Raw genomic sequence first — 17410 nt, forward strand, 5'->3', positions numbered from 1 at the left:
GCAGCGCCGCCGGGCAAATCAGGCGACGATGCGGCTGATGCCCTTTCTCCCACAACCCGCTCTACTCAATTGATTTTTCACCCCGAAAAAGGTACGTTTTCGCCTTAATTCCAGCGTGGACATACCAGCATTATGCCGATTATTCAGTCTGTTGAACGTGCGTTGCAGATCCTCGACCTGTTCAACGAGCAGGCCACCGAGCTTAAGATCACCGACATCAGCAAACTGATGGGGCTGAGCAAGAGTACCCTCCACTCGCTGCTGAAAACCCTCCAGCTTCACGGCTATATCGATCAGAACCCGGAGAACGGTAAGTATCGCCTCGGCATGAAGCTGGTCGAGCGCGGTCATTTTGTCGTGGGCTCGATGGATATTCGGCAGAAGGCGAAAGGCTGGCTGACGGAGCTGTCCCGGCGAACCGGGCAGACTACCCATCTGGGGATCCTGGACGGGCGTGAAGGGGTCTATATCGAGAAGATTGAAGGCAAGCTGGCCGCCATCGCCTATTCGCGCATCGGCCGCCGCCTGCCGGTTCACGCCACCGCCATCGGCAAAGTGTTGATTGCCTGGCTGGGCGAGGCCGAGCTGAACGCCCTGCTGGAGGGCTATCAGTACACCACCTATACCCCTTCTACCCTTGCCTCTCGCGAAGCCTTAATGAGTGCCCTGGCGCAGACCCGCGAGCAGGGTTACGCCCTGGATAGCGAAGAGAACGAGCAGGGCGTGCGCTGCGTGGCGGTGCCGGTGTGGAACCACGAGTCCCGCGTCATCGCCGCCCTGAGCCTGTCGACGCTGACCTCCCGCGTGGACGACGCCGAGCTGGCTGATTTCCGCGAGCAGCTTCAGCAGGCCGGGCTCCAGCTCTCACGCGCGCTGGGCTACCCGGCCTAAGCCGTCAGACCGGCTCGTAGGTGAAGTAGTCGAAGTCAGCGTGGCAGCCGTCGCCGCTGATGTCCTCGCAGTGCAGTCCCACAAACGCGCCGGTGAAGAAGCCGCGCCCGCCGATATAGTCATCCGACAGCTTCCACGCCTCATACGTCACCGGCACGGTGTGCCACGTCTCGCCGTCGAACGAGTAGCTGTAGCGGTAGACCAGCGCATCCACATCCACCCTTAGCCAGACGCTCTCCGCACTCTCCGGCACGGGAATGGGCTGCTCGTGCAGCGGCCATGACGGCACGTTGTGGTCAAGCTGGATCACCTTAATCGTTCTGCCCTGCCCCTCCTCGTAGTCCACAAAGCAGTAGCTCCAGTTTTTGCTGTTGTAGTAGCAGGTCAGCCCCGCGCTCTGCTGGAAGTGCACCGGCGAGAACTGCATCCGCGTCTCGGCCCGGAAGGTGAAGTGCTGCCAGCGGCGCGCCACGGTCGACTGGGTAAAGGTCGAGTTGAGCGAGTCGTTGCCGTATAACCGTAAATAGCCGGGGCGCGCGGTGAGCGAGCCGAGGGTGTCGTCGAACGGAATGCGCAGAGTCTGCAATTCAGGGTCAAGCGTGCTGCCGTCGAAATCATCCCGCCAGCTACCCTGAACGGCGGCGGGCTGCTCCGCCACCTGCGGGCCTTTCACGGTCAGCTGCGCGTGCTTACCGCCCTCCACGTACGGCCAGCCATCGCGCCATTCAATGCGGGCGATGCCGGTCTCGCGCCCCAGCGGACAGTAACCGCGTCCGCCTGAGGCCAGCAGCGGCACGCCGGGCAGGCGCAGCGGGCGGCTGGTAAGGTAGGCCATATACCACTCCCCGGTGTGGGTTTGCAGCAGCGAGCCGTGGCCGCTCTTTTGCAGCGGGTTCTCCGGCAGGTGCCAGCTGGTCATCATCGTCACATCCGGGTGAAGCTCGTACGGCCCGTCGATGGTTTTTGCACGCAGCACCACGACGGCGTGCTCGTAGCTGGTGCCGCCTTCGGCAACCATCAGGTAGTACCATCCCGCGTGGCGATAAAGATGCGCCCCTTCGGTGTAGCAGAGCGGCGTGCCGGTAAACAGCGTTTTGCGCTCCGGCGAGAGGGTGCCGGTCTGCGGGTCAAACTCCTGCATCACGATGGTGTTGTGCGGGTTGCTGTGATGGCGCGGCCCCCACGGGCGGTAGAGGTAGTATTTGCGGCCATCGTCGTCGTGGAACAGGGACGGATCGAACCCGCCGTTGCCCATCGGGATCGGCTCGCTCCATGGCCCCTCAATGGACGGCGCGGTGACGAGGAAGTTGCGGCCATTTTTCCACGGCGAATCGACAATCTTCACGTCGGTATAGAGCAGCCAGAATTTGCCGTCGGCGTAGCTCAGGCACGGCGCCCAGATACCGCCGGAGTCCGGGTTGCCCTTCATGTCCAGCATCGACACACGGTCCAGCGGCGTGCTGACCAGCGACCAGTTTTTCAGGTCGCGGGAGTGATAGATGCGCACGCCCGGGAACCACTCGAAGGTCGAGGTGGCGATGTAGTAGTCCTCGCCCTGGCGGCACAGGGACGGGTCCGGGTTGAAGCCGGTGAGTATCGGGTTAGTGATTTCCATGTTGCCTCCGGTTAATGGGATGCGGCTGTCGCGGCGTCGGGAATGGCCTCGCCCTGCGCCGCGCGGTGCTTGATCAGCTGCTGGCTGATGGCGTCCACGCGGGCGTCGGTGAGCTCATAAAACGACAGCATGATGAACATGCCCGCATAGAGCACCACGGGCACCACGCAGAACAGAATTTTGATGGTGGTGAGCACCTCGACCGGCTGCACGCTGCTGCTGGCGGAGTAGTTCACGTACGCCAGGATCCAGCCCACCACTGCCCCGCCAATCGCCAGGCCAATCTTCAGGCTGAACAGGTAGGTGGAGAACACCAGCCCGTCGAGGCGGCGCCCGCTGCGGCTCTCCTCGTAATCCACCACGTCAGAGGCCATCAGCCACTGTAGCGGCGTGGTGGTGTTAAAGACGAACAGGAACAGGATGTTGAGGGCGAAAATCAGGGCAATATGCTCCGCCGGCGTGAAGAAGATCAGCAGGCTAATCAGCGAGTAGGCGACGATGATCCACTTAAAGGCGGTGACGCGGTCGAAGCGGCCCAGCAGACGAGACGAGCAGAGCGAGCCGAACATGGTGGCGAGGCTGCCGTAGAGTAAAAACTGCGTCGCCATCTCCGGGTGATCCATCACGTATTTCACGAAGTAGAGCGTCGCCCCGCCGCGCACCACGTTAGAGCAGGTCGCCATCATCTTGAAGGCGCACATGATCCGCCACTGGCCGTTGCCCAGCAGCAGCTTAAGATCTTTCGCCACCGACGAGCCAGGCTGTACCTCAAAGGTGTAGCGCTCTTTGGTGGTGAAGAAGCAGACATAAAGCAGGACTACGCCGCTCAGACCCAGCACGCACATGGCGCCGAAATAGCCCACCTGCTCGTTCCCTTTGCCGATGATGCTGACCAGCGGCAGCGCGATGCCGCTGATGGCGAGCGACCCCGCGGCGGCGAGGAAGAAACGCCAGGACTGAAGGGCATGACGCTCTTTCGGGTCGGCGGTGATCACCCCCGGCATGGCGCAGTACGGGACGTTAACGAAGGTGTAGACCAGAGTCAGCAGAATGTAGGTCACGCAGGCGTAGATGATTTTGCCCTGCGCGGAGAAGTCCGGCGTGTAGAAGGTCAGCATGCAGACGATGCCAAACGGGATGGCGCCCCACAGAAGGAACGGGCGGAACTGGCCGTAGCGGGTGCGGGTGCGGTCTACCAGCAGCCCCATCAGCGGATCGGTCACGGCGTCGAGCACGCGGGAAACTAAAAACAGCGTCCCCATTATGCCCGCGGAGAGACCGAACACGTCGGTGTAGAAATAGGCCAGCAGGAACATGGTAGCCTGCCAGACGAAGCCGCAGGCGGTGTCACCCAGCCCGTAGCCAATTTTGTCTTTCATGGTTAATTGCGTCATCAGAATTACACCCTTATGTAGTGTGCTGAATTACAACATCGTGTTAATGGAGTGTAATGAGATGCTCAATTAACCAGCAATGGTCATATCTTATTTCTGAATTACGTTATTTCGCTTTTGTGACGCCAACGATATATCACAAGTCATTGTTTAAATTAGAAAATTAAAGACAAGCAAAAACCGTCCGCGGAATATTTTCCGCAGACGACTTTCTCTCAAAAAATAATTAAAGGCCGAGTGCTTTTTTACCGGCGTTAATTACCTCAATGATTTTATCGGTGTCATAAATACAGCCTTTCCAGGCGCCGCCGCTCACGGACTGTAATGCCGCCCACAGCCGGGTATCGTCCGGCAAAAAGTCGTGAGCGTGCAGGTCCGGGTGCGTCTGCCGCCGCGCCAGCTCGCGCGCCCCCTCTTCCGGCGTCAGCGGGTTGTCCGCGGTACCGATGAAGTTCACGCTACCGGTCAGAGTCAGGCGGTCCACGGCAATCTCAATGATGTCGTTATCGCGCAGCTTACCAATCGGCCCTCCCGCCAGCGCCTCCGGCGATACGTGGCCGAAGCAGGCGCCCGTCGACACGCCCGAGAAGCGCGCATCGGTGATTAACGACACCGACTTGCCCCACGAGATGTGTTTGAGCGCGGAGGTGAGCTGGTAGGTCTCTTCCATGCCAGTGCCGGACGGTCCACCGCCGATCACCACCATGATATCGCCCTGCTTAATCTCTTCCCGCTTGATGGCCTTAATCGCCTGCGCCTCCGAGACAAACACCCGCACCCGACCGGTGTGGCGGTAAACGCCATCTTCACCGACGACCGACGGGTCGATCGCCGTGGCCTTGATCACCGATCCTTCCGGCGCGATGTTGCCCGTCGGGAAGCAGACCGTCGAGGTCAGCCCTTTCGCTTTTGCCTTCTCCGGCGGCAGGATCACGTCATCCGGCTCCACGCCGTCCTGCTCGCGCAGGCACTGGCGGAAGCGCTTACGGCGCTCCGAGCTCTGCCACCAGTCGAGGTTCTCGCCCACTGTCTGGCCAGTGACGGTCATGGCGTCCAGATGCAACAGGCCGAGATCGCGCAGGTGGAGCATCACCTCCGGCACGCCGCCCGCGAGGAAGGCGCGCACGGTCGGGTGATAGTCCGGGCCGTTGGGCAGCACGCTCACCAGGCGCGGCACCCTGCGGTTGACGCGCGTCCAGTGCTCAACGTCCGGGATCGTGCAGCCCGCCGCGTGGGCGATGGCCGGAATGTGCAGCAGTAAATTAGTGGAGCCGCCGAACGCCGCGTGGATCACCATCGCGTTTTCGATGGCTTTGTCGGTGAGGATATCGCGCGTGGTGATGCCGCGGTTATCCAGTTCACTGACCGCGCGTGCCGACTGGCGGGCGATCTCCAGCCACACCGCCTGCCCGGACGGCGCCAGTGCAGAGTGCGGCAGCGCCAGACCCAGCGCCTCCGCCACTACCTGCGAGGTGCCCGCCGTACCGAGGAACTGACACCCGCCGCCCGGCGACGCGCAGGCGCGACAGCCCAGCTCGGCGGCCTCCTGCAAGGAGAGCTCATGGTTGGCGAAGCGCGCGCCGATGGTCTGCACTTTGCCCGCATCTTCCCCCACGGTGGGCGGCAGCGTCGCCCCGCCCGGCACCAGAATGGTCGGCAGATGGTGCATGGAAGCCAGCGCAATCATGGTGGCGGGCAGCCCTTTATCGCAGGTCGCCACGCCGATCACCGCCCGCCGCGTCGGGAGAGAGCGGATCAGACGGCGAAACACGATCGCCGCGTCGTTGCGGTACGGCAGGGAGTCGAACATACCGTGCGTGCCCTGCGAGCGACCGTCGCACGGATCGCTGACGAAGGCGGCGAACGGGATCCCGCCGTTGCGGGTGATCTCCTTCGCCGCCGCCTGCATCTGCATGCCGATCTCCCAGTGTCCGGTGTGGTAGCCCAGCGCAACCGGACGCCCGTCTCCGGCGCGGATGCCGCCCTGGGTGCCGATGATCAGCACCTCTTTGCCGGTGAGCTTGTTGGCGTCCCAGCCCATTCCGGCGTTCTGCGTCATGCCGAACAGGTTGCCGCTGGGGGATTCCATCAGCATCTGCGGGGTCAGCGGCAGTGCGCCCTGCGGCCCCGCCGCGTGGGTGATCACCGCATAAAACGCATCGTCCTGTGGGGTGAAAATTTTCTCAATGGTCATCGTTATCGTCCGGCTCAGCAGAGTTTGAGCTGTTGTAACAGGGTTTTCAGCTGCGCCTTGCGCGGCTCGTCCAGCGGCGAGGCTGGCGGCAGGACGTGCGTAGAAATCGGACGACCGCAGAGCACGATCGCCTCTTTAATGACGTTCACAAACGGCGTATCCAGCTGATACATCTGCGGGATTTGCAGCAGGGTCTGATGATACTCAGCCGCTTTCGCCACGTCGTTATCCCGCCAGGCTTTCAGAAGATTTACCGACACCTGTGGGGCAAAGTTGCCGCTGGCCGAGATCGCCCCGTCGCCGCCGAGCAGCAGGGTATTAAACAGATGATCGTCGTAGCCGCACAGCACCGTGAAATGAGGATGGGCGCCTTTAACGGTGTGGATCATGCTGCGCAGGTGGGCGACGGAATCGATGGTGTCTTTGATGCCGACGATGTTACTGCGCGAGTCGGCCAGGGTTTTCACCAGCGCCGGGGTCAGATCCTGCCCGGTCAGCGCCGGGAAGTTATAGAGCATCACCGGCAATGTGACGCTGTCGGCCACCTGTTCGAAATAGCGGATCAGGTTCGCTTCCGATACTTTCCAGTAGTAAGGGTTGATCACCACGATGCCGTCCGCGCCCGCCTGCTGCGCGTGCTGGCTCAGCTCAATGGTTTCCCGGGCGTTGGTGCCGCCGGTGCCGATCAGGACCGGCACACGACGATCGACATGATCGATCGCAAACCGGGCAATGGTTTTACGCTCTTCGGCGCTGAGCTGGGAGAACTCGCCGCCGCTGCCCAGGAAGAACAGGCCGTCGACGCCCGCAGCAATCAGATCGTCGATCAGCGCGGCGGTACCCGGTTTATCGAGCTGGCCATCGGCGGTAAAAATGGTGGAGACAGGGGGAATGATACCCGTGAACAACGCGGACTGCGGCATGAGATCTCCTTGCTGAATCATTTTGTTCTACATTATAGAACAGCGTTCATTATTTTAACGATCATACTATGACGCAGAAAAAGCGCAGGTAAATGGGAGATGAGGAGGGAGTGCGGGAAGTTTAAGCTGGATCACATTATGCGTGGGTGCGGTCTGGTTCCCTCACCCTAACCCTCTCCCAAGGGGAGAGGGAACTTTTACACCCTCTCCCCTTGGGAGAGGGCCGGGGTGAGGGGTTACTCTACCAGCATCTTCACCACAACCTTACGCACCTGCGCCGGCGCTCCCGCCGCGCACAGCGGCTTATGCACTTCGCCCGGCCAGAACACCACAAAATCCCCTTCGCTCAGCACCACGGTTTTCTCCTGCTCGCCTTCCGGCAGGAACGCGATGTCTTTGTCCGCCAGCCAGTCGGTGTCCGGCGTACCGTGCGGCAGGGTACTGAAGGTCATCCCTTCCTGACCTTTTAGCACAATCTGAATATCCAGATAGCGTGCATGGTATTCAGCGCGACGCTCGGCAAACGGCTGGGTCATGTCCTCCGAAACCAGATAAAACAGGCTGTTGCCGTTGATGTCGTGCTTACCGGTCGGCGTTGCGTCGGTGACGTGGGCCTTAACGTGCTCAATGGCCTGGCGCAGCTCTTCTGGCAACCAGGACTGGAGATGATGAATATTGCCAATAATCATGATACAACCCTCAGATTAAAACATTGTTTCATTTTTATGTTTTATACGAGAATTGCCTCTTCCATACCAGCCCTTTTTTGACAAGATTTGCGTCAGCGCATGTTTATCGGGAAATGTGTTAATCCACTGTTAATTGCACACAGGCATTTATGCAGTGGTTATGCATAACCTCATTTCATGCACTTTGCACATAGGATCTAACTCACTGAATTTAAAACATAACTCACAAAACCTGTTGGTGTATCACACTTTACCACTTTGGTTATTTCCTTTAAAAATCCATAATTATTTATTGATTTCTCTTAAGTGAAAAATAGTTAACTGTCATTATTGCATAGCTATTCCCGTGACAACATTTTATCCATTAAAATCAACAACATAACTAAATATTTCAAAGCGTGTGATTCTACAAAATAATAACAACTTCAAATATTGCCACCCGTTCCTGCTTAGCTATTCATCCCTTAATAATATGAAATTAATCATTATCTGATACGAATCATGCAATTGAAAATAAACTGCTCAATATCGGTTTTCGCGTGAGCAATGTCACAATAACCATTATTTAAGCGCCTACTATAAATCACGAAATCAATTGAGCTTAGCCGCCATGAAATTAAACACATCACATGGCGCATGCCCTTTTTATTCTGAAAAAAAGTTAAAGGAATAATTATGGAAAAGCATTACGTCGGTTCTGAAATTGGTCAATTGCGTAGCGTTATGCTGCACCGTCCTAATTTAAGTCTGAAACGGTTAACCCCCTCAAACTGTCAGGAGCTGCTATTTGATGACGTGCTCTCGGTTGAACGGGCGGGTGAAGAGCATGACATCTTCGCAAACACGCTGCGCGAGCAGGGTGTGGAAGTCCTGCTGTTGACCGACCTTCTTACGCAAACGCTTGATATTGCGGAAGCAAAAGCCTGGCTTCTTGAAACACAAATCTCCGACTATCGCCTGGGACCAACCTTTGCCGCCGACGTGCGCGGCTGGCTGGCGGATATGCCGCACCGCGAACTGGCGCGCAGATTAAGCGGCGGATTAACCTACGGTGAGATTCCGGCGGCCATTAAAAATATGGTGGTCGATACCCACACGGCGAATGATTTTATTATGAAGCCGCTGCCGAACCACTTATTTACCCGCGATACCTCCTGCTGGATATATAACGGCGTCTCCATTAATCCGATGGCGAAACCCGCCCGCCAGCGTGAAACCAATAACCTGCGGGCAATATATCGCTGGCACCCCGCATTTGCCGACGGCGAGTTTATTAAGTATTTCGGCGACGAGAATATTAATTACGACCACGCCACCTTAGAAGGCGGCGACGTATTAGTGATTGGCCGCGGGGCGGTATTGATCGGCATGTCCGAGCGCACGACGCCGCAGGGCGTGGAGTTCCTCGCCAACAGCCTGTTTAAACATCGCCAGGCCGAGCGCGTGATTGCCGTTGAGCTGCCGAAACACCGCTCCTGCATGCACCTCGACACCGTGATGACCCACATCGACGTAGACACCTTCTCCGTTTACCCGGAAGTGGTGCGCAAGGACGCCCAGTGCTGGACGCTCACCCCGGACGGACGCGGCGGCCTGCTGCGTACCCAGGAAACCGACCTGCTGCACGCCATCGAGAAAGCCCTCGGCATTAACCACGTCCGCCTGATCACCACCGGCGGCGACGCCTTTGAAGCCGAACGCGAGCAGTGGAACGACGCTAACAACGTCCTGACCCTCCGCCCGGGCGTGGTGATCGGCTACGAGCGCAACGTCTGGACCAACGAGAAGTACGACAAAGCAGGCATCACCGTGCTGCCGATCCCGGGCGATGAGCTGGGACGTGGTCGCGGCGGCGCGCGCTGCATGAGCTGCCCACTGGAACGCGACGGAATTTAAAGGAGCCATCATGGAACGAAAACCCACTCTGGTTGTGGCCCTGGGCGGCAACGCGCTGCTCAAGCGCGGCGAGCCGCTTGAAGCGGACATCCAGCGCCAGAACATCGAGCAGGCCGCCCGCACCATCGCCGGCTTAACGGAGCAGTGGCGCGTGGTGCTGGTGCACGGCAACGGCCCGCAGGTCGGACTGCTGGCGCTGCAAAACAGCGCCTACGACAAAGTCACCCCCTACCCGCTGGACGTTCTTGGCGCCGAAAGCCAGGGAATGATCGGCTACATGCTCCAGCAGGCGCTGAAAAACAATCTGCCCCAGCGCGAGGTTAGCGTCCTGCTCACGCAGGTGGAAGTGGACGCCGCCGACCCGGCGTTCAGCAACCCGACCAAGTACATCGGCCCGGTCTACAGCGAAGCCCAGGCCAAAGCGCTGGCCGCGGAAAAAGGCTGGGTGTTTAAGGCCGACGGCGCCTATTTCCGTCGCGTGGTGCCCTCTCCGCAACCGAAGCGCATCGTCGAGAGTGATGCCATCACGGCGCTTATTCAGCGCGATCACCTGGTGATCTGCAACGGCGGCGGCGGCGTGCCGGTGGTGGAAAACGCCAACGGCTATCGCGGGATTGAGGCGGTGATCGACAAAGACCTCTCCGCCGCCCTGCTGGCGCGTCAGATCGAAGCCGATGCCCTGCTGATCCTCACCGATGCCGACGCGGTGTACCTCGACTGGGGCAAGCCAACCCAGCGTCCGCTGGCGCAGGTCACGCCGGAGCTGCTCAGAGATATGCAGTTCGACGCCGGATCGATGGGGCCGAAAGTGGCCGCCTGCCGCGAGTTTGTTGAGGCCTGCGGCGGCATTGCCGGGATCGGCGCGCTGGCCGACGGCGCGGAGATCCTGGCGGGCGTGAAAGGCACGTTGATTCGTAACTGAGTCGTTTTCCCCTCACCCTAGCCCTCTCCCAAAGGGAGAGGGAATGTACGCCCCCTCTCCCTGTGGGAGAGGGCCGGGGTGAGGGCATCAGACAGCTAAATTTTAAAAAGGATTTCCCCATGACCATTAACCTGAAAAACCGCAACTTCCTGAAACTGCTGGACTACACCCCGGCGGAGATCCAGTACCTGATCGATCTCGCCATCGAGCTGAAGGCCGCCAAAAAAGCCGGACGCGAAAAACAAACCCTGGTCGGGAAAAACATCGCCCTGATCTTTGAAAAAACCTCCACCCGCACCCGCTGCGCCTTCGAAGTGGGTGCGTTCGACCAGGGCGCGCAGGTCACCTACCTCGGCCCAAGCGGTTCGCAGATTGGCCACAAAGAGTCGATGAAGGACACCGCCCGCGTGCTGGGCCGCATGTATGACGGCATCGAGTACCGTGGCTACGGCCAGGCCATCGTTGAAGAGCTGGGCGAGTACGCGGGCGTGCCGGTGTGGAACGGCCTGACCGACGAGTTCCACCCCACCCAAATTCTCGCCGACCTGATGACCATGCTGGAGCACTCTCCGGGCAAAACCCTGCCGGAGCTGAGCTTTGCTTATCTCGGCGACGCGCGGAACAACATGGGTAACTCCCTGATGGTCGGCGCGGCCAAAATGGGGATGGATATCCGCCTTGTGGCGCCGAAATCCTTCTGGCCGGAGGCGGGCCTGGTTGAGCAGTGCCGCGCCATCGCCAAAGAGACCGGCGCGCGCATCACCCTCACCGACGACGTGGAGGAAGGCGTGCAGGGCACCGATTTCCTCTACACCGACGTGTGGGTTTCCATGGGCGAGCCGAAGGAGGCCTGGGCCGAGCGCGTCAGCCTGATGAAGCCATATCAGATTAACGCGGACGTGATGAAGGCCACCGGTAACCCGAACGTCAAGTTCATGCACTGCCTGCCGGCGTTCCACAACGAGCACACCAAAGTGGGCCGCGAAATCGAAATGGCGTACGGCCTGAAGGGGCTGGAAGTGACGGAAGAGGTCTTCGAATCACCGAACTCCATCGTCTTCGACGAAGCAGAGAACCGCATGCACACCATTAAAGCGGTCATGGTGGCGACACTCGGCGACTAATCACCGCCCGGCGCGCCGCGGGGTGCGCCGGGTTCAGGAGAACATCATGGGCAAGTTCAAGTTTCCCTCCGCTTACACCATTCTCTTTTTTCTGATTGCCGTGGTTGCCGTGCTGACGTGGATTGTTCCGGCCGGGCAGTACCATATGGCAATGAACGAGGCGCTCGGTAAAGAAGTGCCGGTTGCTGGCACCTACGCGCACGTGGCAGCGCACCCACAGGGGCTGGTTTCGGTGCTGATGGCGCCGATTGCCGGCCTGTACGATCCAGAATCCGGCCAGGCCGGGGCCATCGACGTGGCGCTGTTTATTCTGATCATCGGGGGATTCCTCGGGATCGTCACTAAAACCGGGGCGATAGACGCCGGGATCGAGCGCGTCACCACCCGACTACGCGGCCGCGAGGAGTGGATGATCCCGATCCTGATGGCGCTGTTTGCCGCAGGCGGCACGATTTACGGCATGGCAGAAGAGTCGCTGCCCTTCTATACCTTACTGGTGCCGGTGATGCTGGCGGCGCGGTTCGATCCGGTGGTTGCTGCGTCCACCGTGCTGCTCGGCGCGGGGATCGGCACCCTCGGCTCCACCATCAACCCGTTCGCCACGGTGATCGCCGCCAACGCCGCCGGGATCCCCTTCACCAACGGCATCATGTTACGCATCGCGCTGCTGGTGATCGGCTGGATCATCTGCGTGGCGTGGGTAATGCGCTATGCCCGCAAGGTGCGCAAGGATCCGTCGCTGTCGATCGTGGCGGATAAGCAGGAAGAGAATCTCGCCCACTTCCTCGGCAACAAGGGCGAGCAGTCGCTGGAGTTTACCCCGGTGCGCAAACTCATCCTGGTGATCTTCGCCCTCGCCTTCGCGGTGATGATCTACGGCGTGGCGGTGCTGGGCTGGTGGATGGCGGAGATCTCGGCGGTGTTCCTCGCCAGCGCGATTATCGTCGGGCTGATCGCCCGCATGAGCGAAGAGGAGCTGACCTCAACCTTTATCAACGGCGCGCGAGATTTGCTGGGCGTCGCGCTGATTATCGGCATCGCGCGCGGTATCGTAGTGATCATGGATAAGGGCATGATTACCCACACCATTTTGCACAGCGCCGAGGGAATGGTCACCGGATTGTCGACGGTGGCGTTCATCAACGTGATGTACTGGCTGGAAGTGGTGCTGTCGTTTCTTGTGCCTTCTTCGTCCGGCCTGGCCGTTCTGACGATGCCGATCATGGCGCCCCTTGCCGATTTCGCTAACGTCAACCGCGACCTGGTGGTTACGGCTTACCAGTCGGCGTCCGGCATCGTTAACCTGATCACTCCCACCTCTGCCGTCGTGATGGGCGGGCTGGCTATCGCCCGCGTGCCCTACGTGCGCTATCTGAAATGGGTCGCGCCGCTGCTGGGGATTTTAACGGTGGTGATTATGGTGGCGTTAAGCCTGGGCGCCCTGTTGTAATTTGCCGGATGGCGCTGCGCTTATCCGGCCTACGGATCGGTGCGGTGCCACCGGTTATTTCGGGAACTGATATGGGAACTATGATGGATTACGAAGAGTACTCTCCCAAAGAGCAACTACAGCTAACGGTCTGCCAGCGTCTGATCGCGGAAAAGAGCTATCTCTCCCAGGAGGAGATCCGCCGCGACTTACAGGAGCGGGGTTTTGAGACCATCAGCCAGTCCACCGTTTCACGTCTGCTCAAGTTGCTCGGTGTCATAAAAATTCGCAATGCCAAAGGGCTAAAGATTTATTCGCTGAATCCCCAGCTGCGCCCGGCCCCCGACGCGGCGCGTACCGTCTCTGAAATGGTGGTGAGCGTGGAGCACAACAGCGAATTTATCCTTATCCATACCGTCGCCGGATATGGCCGCGCGGTGGCGCGTATTCTGGATTATCACCAGTTACCGGAAATTTTAGGCGTGGTGGCCGGAAGCAGTATCGTCTGGGTCGCCCCCCGCGTGGTGAAGCGCACCGCACTGGTGCATAAGCAAATTAATTATTTACTCAGAACGCATTAATATTCATAAAGAACCGTTTGCATTGAGTAAAGCGTGCATTAAATCGCTTGATCCCAAAAGCGAGCTGCGTATAATGCCCGACAATTTGCCGGGAGGAAGCATGGTCAAGCGTGTACGACATATCGTCTTACCGCGTCTGAAATCAGACGCTGGCCTGCCGTTTTTCTTCCCGTTGCTAAACCTATTCCCAGAGCCCCTCATTTGAGGGGCTTTTTTTTGCCCGGCGTCAGGAGATAAACATGAATCCGCTTTATCAAAAACACATCATTTCCATAAACGACCTCAGCCGCGAAGAGCTGGAACTGGTTCTGGAAACCGCGGCAAAACTGAAGGCCAATCCGCAACCGGAGCTGCTGAAGCACAAGGTGATTGCGAGCTGCTTCTTCGAGGCCTCCACCCGCACCCGCCTCTCCTTTGAAACCTCCATGCATCGCCTCGGGGCGAGCGTGGTGGGCTTCTCGGACAGCAGCAACACGTCGCTGGGCAAAAAAGGCGAGACCCTGGCGGATACCATTTCGGTTATCAGTACCTACGTGGACGCGATTGTGATGCGCCACCCGCAGGAGGGCGCGGCGCGCCTGGCGACCGAGTTTTCCGGCGGCATTCCGGTGCTGAACGCCGGTGACGGTGCCAACCAGCACCCGACGCAGACCCTGCTGGATCTGTTCACCATTCAGGAGACGCAGGGCACGCTTGAGAACCTGAACATCGCCATGGTCGGCGACCTGAAATATGGCCGCACCGTCCATTCCCTGACCCAGGCGCTGGCGAAATTTAACGGCAACCGCTTCTTCTTCATCGCGCCGGACGCGCTGGCGATGCCGCAGTACATTCTCGATATGCTGGACGAAAAAGGCATCGCGTGGAGCCTGCACGCCAGCATCGAAGAGGTGATGGGCAACGTGGATATTCTCTACATGACCCGCGTGCAGAAAGAGCGTCTTGACCCATCCGAGTACGCCAACGTGAAGGCGCAGTTCGTACTGCGCGCCAGCGACCTCGAGGGCGCGCGCGACAACATGAAGGTGCTGCACCCGTTGCCGCGCATCGATGAGATCACCACAGACGTGGATAAAACGCCGCACGCCTGGTACTTCCAGCAGGCCGGAAACGGCATCTTCGCCCGCCAGGCGTTACTGGCACTGGTTCTGAATCGCGAATTAGCTCTGTAAGGGGAGACGACCATGACACACGATAACAAACTCCAGGTTGAAGCCATCAAGCGTGGCACCGTGATTGACCACATCCCTGCGCAGGTGGGCTTTAAGCTGCTGACGCTGTTCAAACTGACTGAAACCGACCAGCGCATCACCATCGGCCTGAACCTGCCGTCGGGCGAAATGGGCCGTAAAGACCTGATCAAGATCGAGAACACTTTCCTGACCGACGAGCAGGTCAACCAGCTGTCTCTGTACGCGCCGGACGCCACGGTTAACCGCATCGACGATTACGACGTGGTGGGCAAATCCCGCCCAAGCCTGCCGGATCGCATCGAAAGCGTGCTGGTCTGCCCGAACAGCAACTGCATCAGTCATGCTGAGCCGGTTTCCTCCAGTTTCGCAGTGAAAAAGCGCGCCAATGACATTGCACTCAAATGCAAATACTGCGAAAAAGAGTTTTCTCATTATGTGGTGCTGGCCAACTAATTGAGGTTGGTAATGAAATCCCGGCTGTTATAATGGCCGGGAACATTCTTAACGCTGTAATTCTGGAGAAAAAATGAGCAAAGTACTCGCGACGGAAAATGCACCAGCGGCTATCGGCCCATACGTTCAGGGCGTTGATCTGGGCAGCATGATCATCACTTCTGGTCAGATCCCGGTGAACCCAAAAACCGGTGAAGTGCCAGCCGACGTAGCGGCGCAGGCGCGTCAGTCGCTGGAAAACGTGCAGGCGATCGTCGAATCTGCCGGCCTGAAAGTGGGCGATATCGTCAAAACCACCGTGTTCGTGAAAGATCTGAACGATTTCGCCACCGTTAACGCCACTTATGAAGCGTTCTTCACCGAGCACAACGCCACCTTCCCGGCGCGCTCCTGTGTGGAAGTGGCGCGTCTGCCAAAAGACGTAAAAATTGAAATTGAAGCGATTGCCGTACGTCGCTAATTTATTTCAATAAAGAGAAGGCAGCTCAGGCTGCCTTTTTTATTGCGACCATTTTTACTCTCTCCAGGCAATGACGCATCCCCCACTCCATTAATAGACTGACGCTGCCTTGTTATATTCTAATTAATGGATGAAGAATGAAACTCTCTAAGATCGCGCTGGCCGTTGCCACATTAGCGGTTGCGTCTTCCGCACTTGCACACGGATATATAGAATCCCCCGCCAGCCGCGCTTATATGTGTAAGCTCGGCCAGAATATTGACTGTGGCTCTGTACAATATGAACCGCAGAGCGTAGAAAAGACCTCCGGCTTCCCGACGGGCGCAATGCCGCCTGACGGCCAGCTTGCCAGCGCCGGTATTGCCAGCTACTCCCAGCTTGATAAGCAGAGCCTGAACGCCTGGACTAAAAGCCCCATGACGGCAGGCCCGCATGAATTTGTCTGGCACCATACCGCGCCGCATAAAACCACCAACTGGCGTTATTACATTACCAAACAAAACTGGGACCCCAATAAACCGCTGACCCGTGACCAGTTCGAATTAACGCCGTTCTGTACTATTAACGGGAATGGTCAGGCACCGTCCATGACAAAATCCATGACCTGTAATGTCCCGGAACGTACGGGCTACCAGGTTATTTATGGCGTGTGGGAAATTGCTGATACCACAAACAGTTTCTTTCAGGCCATTGACGTTGATTTCGGTAACGGCGGCAACGTCACGCCGGACGATACCCCAGCGGTAATATCCCAGTGGAGTAAAACTCTGAGCGGACAGATTGCCGGGAATAACCTGAACGTGGGCGATAAAGTGATTGCACGCTTCTTCGACGCCAACGGGGAAGTTGCCGCCCTGCGTACTGAAATGACCATCGGCTCTTCAGAACAAGGCGACGCTAACCAGTGGTCCTACGATCTGGCGCAGAAGATCAACACCGCTCATAGCGATGTCCGCGTCGGTGTGAAAGATGAAGCCGGTGAAATTAGTCCGGTTCACGGCGCCAACAGCGTTTTCGTGAAAGACGGCAGCACGCTGAAATCCGTTGCCATCTCTTATGAAGAGCAAAAAGCGCAGGTGAGCGAGACCATCGCCGTTTCCGATCTGCAATACAGCAAAATCGAACATGGCAATGTGATTGTGACCTTCCATGTGAACACGCAGGGTGACGTTAATTTTGAAGCGCACGTGATGAACCACCACGGTGCCGAAAAAGGTTACCTGAAGCAGGATATGAATAACGTCAATCAAAACGTGACCATGACGCTGACTGACGTCACGGCGGGCCACCATATGCTGAAATACTACGCCACCAATAAAGACGGCACCCTGTTCGCGCAGGACGTGCTAAACCTGATGCTGGAAAGCGACGCGGCGGACAGCAGCGGCCCGCATGACTTTATCTTCCCGGACAGCATTGCCTCCTACAAAGCGGGCACCGTGGTGTTACAGCCTAAAAACGGTAAGACCTACGAGTGTAAACCGTTCCCGTATAGCGGCTACTGCGTGCAGTGGAGCAAATACGCGACCCAGTTTGAGCCGGGCGTGGGCGCGCACTGGAGAGAGGCGTGGGTGCTGAAGAACTGAGTTGCCTTCACGCCCGGCGGCACTTCGTTTGCCGGGCCTACACGTCACGTAGGCCCGGTA

16 protein-coding genes and 1 pseudogene are annotated in these 17410 nt (G+C 58.5%); 11 read left to right on the forward strand and 6 right to left on the reverse strand.

The genetic code is table 11. The features are described from left to right. Window positions 1-132 precede the first annotated feature (132 nt). The gene (gene xynR / locus ACOTWU_RS16935; RefSeq protein ID WP_032670692.1) at window positions 133-891 is read left to right on the forward strand and encodes a DNA-binding transcriptional repressor XynR; all 759 of its coding nucleotides are present in this window, start codon (window positions 133-135) and stop codon (window positions 889-891) included. 4 nt (window positions 892-895) lie between these two features. Here the strand turns inward: xynR and ACOTWU_RS16940 are convergent, their stop codons facing one another. The 5 genes from ACOTWU_RS16940 to ACOTWU_RS16960 all read right to left on the reverse strand — a co-directional run bounded on the left by ACOTWU_RS16940 (window position 896) and on the right by ACOTWU_RS16960 (window position 7706). After that, window positions 896-2506, reverse strand: a complete 1611-nt coding sequence (locus ACOTWU_RS16940) for a glycoside hydrolase family 43 protein (protein WP_063624235.1) — start codon at window positions 2504-2506, stop codon at window positions 896-898. Window positions 2507-2517: 11 nt separating this feature from the next. After that, on the reverse strand, window positions 2518-3900 hold the full coding sequence (locus tag ACOTWU_RS16945) for an MFS transporter (RefSeq protein WP_017383900.1): 1383 nt from the start codon (window positions 3898-3900) through the stop codon (window positions 2518-2520). 226 nt (window positions 3901-4126) lie between these two features. Next, complete coding sequence (gene yagF / locus ACOTWU_RS16950) at window positions 4127-6094, reverse strand: xylonate dehydratase YagF (RefSeq protein ID WP_017383901.1); 1968 nt, start codon at window positions 6092-6094, stop codon at window positions 4127-4129. A gap of 14 nt (window positions 6095-6108) precedes the next feature. Next, window positions 6109-7017 carry a 2-keto-3-deoxygluconate aldolase gene (yagE, locus tag ACOTWU_RS16955; RefSeq protein ID WP_023302991.1) on the reverse strand — a complete coding sequence of 303 codons (909 nt, stop codon included), beginning with the start codon at window positions 7015-7017 and terminating at the stop codon, window positions 6109-6111. A 236-nt stretch (window positions 7018-7253) separates the two neighbouring features. Further along, entirely contained in the window at window positions 7254-7706 is a 453-nt protein-coding gene (locus ACOTWU_RS16960; protein WP_015572526.1) for a YhcH/YjgK/YiaL family protein, read from the reverse strand. A gap of 675 nt (window positions 7707-8381) precedes the next feature. Between ACOTWU_RS16960 and arcA the strand changes: the two genes are divergently transcribed. The 5 genes from arcA (at window position 8382) to ACOTWU_RS16985 (ending at window position 13658) form a co-directional block, all read left to right on the forward strand. After that, a complete protein-coding gene (gene arcA, locus ACOTWU_RS16965) occupies window positions 8382-9602 on the forward strand; it encodes an arginine deiminase (RefSeq protein ID WP_017383903.1) in 1221 nt (406 codons plus the stop codon). A 10-nt stretch (window positions 9603-9612) separates the two neighbouring features. Further along, window positions 9613-10524 carry a carbamate kinase gene (gene arcC / locus ACOTWU_RS16970; RefSeq protein ID WP_252049376.1) on the forward strand — a complete coding sequence of 304 codons (912 nt, stop codon included), beginning with the start codon at window positions 9613-9615 and terminating at the stop codon, window positions 10522-10524. Window positions 10525-10643: 119 nt separating this feature from the next. Continuing rightward, window positions 10644-11648 (forward strand): ornithine carbamoyltransferase, encoded by a 1005-nt coding sequence (argF, locus tag ACOTWU_RS16975; protein WP_003863360.1) that lies wholly within the window; start codon window positions 10644-10646, stop codon window positions 11646-11648. Between the two features lie 46 nt (window positions 11649-11694). Continuing rightward, on the forward strand, window positions 11695-13098 hold the full coding sequence (locus ACOTWU_RS16980) for a YfcC family protein (RefSeq protein ID WP_022646882.1): 1404 nt from the start codon (window positions 11695-11697) through the stop codon (window positions 13096-13098). An 80-nt stretch (window positions 13099-13178) separates the two neighbouring features. Next, window positions 13179-13658: an arginine repressor gene (locus tag ACOTWU_RS16985; RefSeq protein ID WP_003863366.1), complete on the forward strand. Its 480-nt coding sequence runs from the start codon at window positions 13179-13181 to the stop codon at window positions 13656-13658. 3 nt (window positions 13659-13661) lie between these two features. Here ACOTWU_RS16985 and ACOTWU_RS16990 read toward each other — a convergent pair. Then, window positions 13662-13779 (reverse strand): annotated as a pseudogene (locus ACOTWU_RS16990) (hypothetical protein). Between ACOTWU_RS16990 and ACOTWU_RS16995 the strand changes: the two are divergent. From ACOTWU_RS16995 to gbpA, 5 genes are all read left to right on the forward strand, one after another. Further along, a complete protein-coding gene (locus ACOTWU_RS16995) occupies window positions 13759-13863 on the forward strand; it encodes a pyrBI operon leader peptide (protein ID WP_071524139.1) in 105 nt (34 codons plus the stop codon). The pseudogene ACOTWU_RS16990 and the gene ACOTWU_RS16995 overlap by 21 nt on opposite strands. Before the next feature lie 34 nt (window positions 13864-13897). After that, complete coding sequence (gene pyrB / locus ACOTWU_RS17000; RefSeq protein ID WP_003863368.1) at window positions 13898-14830, forward strand: aspartate carbamoyltransferase; 933 nt, start codon at window positions 13898-13900, stop codon at window positions 14828-14830. Between the two features lie 12 nt (window positions 14831-14842). Then, a complete protein-coding gene (gene pyrI / locus ACOTWU_RS17005; protein WP_003863370.1) occupies window positions 14843-15304 on the forward strand; it encodes an aspartate carbamoyltransferase regulatory subunit in 462 nt (153 codons plus the stop codon). 73 nt (window positions 15305-15377) lie between these two features. Then, window positions 15378-15764 carry a 2-iminobutanoate/2-iminopropanoate deaminase gene (gene ridA, locus ACOTWU_RS17010; protein WP_003863373.1) on the forward strand — a complete coding sequence of 129 codons (387 nt, stop codon included), beginning with the start codon at window positions 15378-15380 and terminating at the stop codon, window positions 15762-15764. A 137-nt stretch (window positions 15765-15901) separates the two neighbouring features. Beyond that, window positions 15902-17350 (forward strand): N-acetylglucosamine-binding protein GbpA, encoded by a 1449-nt coding sequence (gene gbpA, locus ACOTWU_RS17015; protein ID WP_126498731.1) that lies wholly within the window; start codon window positions 15902-15904, stop codon window positions 17348-17350. The last annotated feature ends 60 nt before the right edge of the window (window positions 17351-17410 follow it).

The sequence above is a fragment of the Enterobacter cloacae complex sp. GYL001 genome (genome assembly GCF_049237125.1).
Lineage (GTDB): Bacteria > Pseudomonadota > Gammaproteobacteria > Enterobacterales > Enterobacteriaceae > Enterobacter > Enterobacter hormaechei_C.

Excerpts from the sequence above, each read along its gene's own strand:
- ACOTWU_RS16980 (WP_022646882.1), top strand. The coding sequence starts at position 11,695 with ATGGGCAAGTTCAAGTTTCCCTCCGCTTACACCATTCTCTTTTTTCTG.
- pyrB (WP_003863368.1), top strand. The coding sequence starts at position 13,898 with ATGAATCCGCTTTATCAAAAACACATCATTTCCATAAACGACCTCAGC.
- argF (WP_003863360.1), top strand. The coding sequence starts at position 10,644 with ATGACCATTAACCTGAAAAACCGCAACTTCCTGAAACTGCTGGACTAC.
- xynR (WP_032670692.1), top strand. The coding sequence starts at position 133 with ATGCCGATTATTCAGTCTGTTGAACGTGCGTTGCAGATCCTCGACCTG.
- ACOTWU_RS16995 (WP_071524139.1), top strand. The coding sequence starts at position 13,759 with ATGGTCAAGCGTGTACGACATATCGTCTTACCGCGTCTGAAATCAGAC.
- ACOTWU_RS16960 (WP_015572526.1), bottom strand. The coding sequence starts at position 7,706 with ATGATTATTGGCAATATTCATCATCTCCAGTCCTGGTTGCCAGAAGAG.
- yagF (WP_017383901.1), bottom strand. The coding sequence starts at position 6,094 with ATGACCATTGAGAAAATTTTCACCCCACAGGACGATGCGTTTTATGCG.
- ridA (WP_003863373.1), top strand. The coding sequence starts at position 15,378 with ATGAGCAAAGTACTCGCGACGGAAAATGCACCAGCGGCTATCGGCCCA.
- pyrI (WP_003863370.1), top strand. The coding sequence starts at position 14,843 with ATGACACACGATAACAAACTCCAGGTTGAAGCCATCAAGCGTGGCACC.
- ACOTWU_RS16945 (WP_017383900.1), bottom strand. The coding sequence starts at position 3,900 with ATGACGCAATTAACCATGAAAGACAAAATTGGCTACGGGCTGGGTGAC.
- ACOTWU_RS16985 (WP_003863366.1), top strand. The coding sequence starts at position 13,179 with ATGATGGATTACGAAGAGTACTCTCCCAAAGAGCAACTACAGCTAACG.
- ACOTWU_RS16940 (WP_063624235.1), bottom strand. The coding sequence starts at position 2,506 with ATGGAAATCACTAACCCGATACTCACCGGCTTCAACCCGGACCCGTCC.
- arcC (WP_252049376.1), top strand. The coding sequence starts at position 9,613 with ATGGAACGAAAACCCACTCTGGTTGTGGCCCTGGGCGGCAACGCGCTG.
- gbpA (WP_126498731.1), top strand. The coding sequence starts at position 15,902 with ATGAAACTCTCTAAGATCGCGCTGGCCGTTGCCACATTAGCGGTTGCG.
- yagE (WP_023302991.1), bottom strand. The coding sequence starts at position 7,017 with ATGCCGCAGTCCGCGTTGTTCACGGGTATCATTCCCCCTGTCTCCACC.
- arcA (WP_017383903.1), top strand. The coding sequence starts at position 8,382 with ATGGAAAAGCATTACGTCGGTTCTGAAATTGGTCAATTGCGTAGCGTT.